Here is a 1628-nt window from a genome sequence, read left to right on the forward strand (position 1 = left end):
GTATTTTGCAACGCACGAGCCGCTGGAAGGCCGCAGCGTCAATTCGTGCGTCGTGGTCACTGGCAGCCACAATCCGCCTGAATACAATGGCTTCAAAATGGTGTTGCGCGGCGCGGCGATGTACGGTGAACGCATCCAGGCATTGCGCGAGCGGATTGAACAGGAAGATTTCAGCGCCGGGCGGGGAAGTTATATTCAACATGATATTGTTGATGCGTATATCGAGCGCATCAGGCGCGATATCCGGCTCGCGCGTCCGTTAAAACTGGCCGTGGATTGCGGCAATGGCATTGCCGGCGCGGTTGCGCCGCGCCTGTTCCGGGCGCTGGGGTGCGAAGTGCGCGAGTTGTTTTGCGAAGTTGATGGCCGTTTTCCAAACCATCATCCCGATCCCGCGCAGCCTGAGAATCTGCGCGATGTGATCCAAACGCTCGCCGAAAGTGAGGCGCAGCTTGGTTTTGCGTTTGATGGCGACGGCGACCGGCTCGGCGTGGTCACCAAAGACGGGCGCATCATTGCGCCGGATCGTCAACTGATGCTGTTTGCACGGGATGTGCTGGCGCATTACCCAGGTGCGCCGGTCGTCTACGATGTGAAATGCACGCGCGCGCTCGCGCCGTGGATACGGGCGCATGGCGGCGTTGCGCTGATGTGGAAAACCGGGCATTCGCTGATCAAGGCGAAACTGCGCGAAACCGGCGCGCCGCTTGCGGGCGAAATGAGCGGCCATCTCTTTTTCAGGGATCGCTGGTACGGTTTCGACGATGCGTTGTATACAGCCGCGCGGCTGCTTGAAATTGTCTGCCGCGCCGATGATCCGGGCGCGGCGCTGAACGCCCTGCCGGATGCGCTGGCAACGCCCGAACTGCACTGGAAGCTCAGCGAGGGAGAAAACTTTGCCATCATCGAGCGTCTGCAGCAAGAGGGGCATTTTGAGGGCGCGGAGGATATCTTTATGATCGATGGTCTGCGCGCTGAATATTCGGACGGTTTCGGCCTGGCGCGCGCGTCGAATACCACGCCGGCGATTGTGTTCCGCTTTGAAGCGGATAACGCAGCGGCGCTGGCGCGCATTCAACGCGATTTCCGCCGCGCGATTTTGGCATTCAAGGCGGATGCGCAGTTGCCATTCTAAATAGACCGTGCCGAAAATACTCATCATCAAAGTCTCTTCTCTCGGCGATGTGGTCCATACCCTGCCGGTCGTGGCGGATATCCAGCGTCATATGCCAGATGCGCAGATCGACTGGCTGGCCGAAGAAGGTTTTACCGATCTGGTACGGCTGGTCGCCGGCGTGCGTCACGTCATTCCTTTTGCGCTGCGCCGTTGGCGCAAACAACTGTTCCGCAGCCCGACGTGGCGTGAGATGCGCGCTCTGCAGCGCACCTTGGCCGCCAAGGCCTATGACGCGGTCATCGATTGTCAAGGCTTGCTGAAAACCGCCTGGATTGCGCGTTACGCGCGCCGCGCTGGAACAGGCGTATTAAGCGGTCTGGCAAACCGTACCGAAGGCTCAGGATATGAATGGCCGGTGCGTTTCTTTTATGACCAGCGGATCCGCATTGCGCCGCATACGCATGTGGTCGAACGCTCGCGCCAACTGGTCGCGGCGGCGCTGGGTTTTGCG

Annotated in this window: 2 protein-coding genes; both read left to right on the plus strand. The window is 60.0% G+C overall.

The genetic code is table 11. The features are described from left to right. Positions 1-1135: phosphomannomutase/phosphoglucomutase (locus tag CAGGBEG34_RS09405; RefSeq protein WP_042688539.1), on the plus strand; the 1135-nt coding region annotated here is incomplete at its 5' end. A 7-nt stretch (positions 1136-1142) separates the two neighbouring features. After that, on the plus strand, positions 1143-1628 hold a 486-nt coding region (gene waaC / locus CAGGBEG34_RS09410), incomplete at its 3' end, for a lipopolysaccharide heptosyltransferase I (RefSeq protein WP_042688540.1).

This window comes from Candidatus Glomeribacter gigasporarum BEG34, assembly GCF_000227585.1.
Lineage (GTDB): Bacteria > Pseudomonadota > Gammaproteobacteria > Burkholderiales > Burkholderiaceae > Glomeribacter > Glomeribacter gigasporarum_B.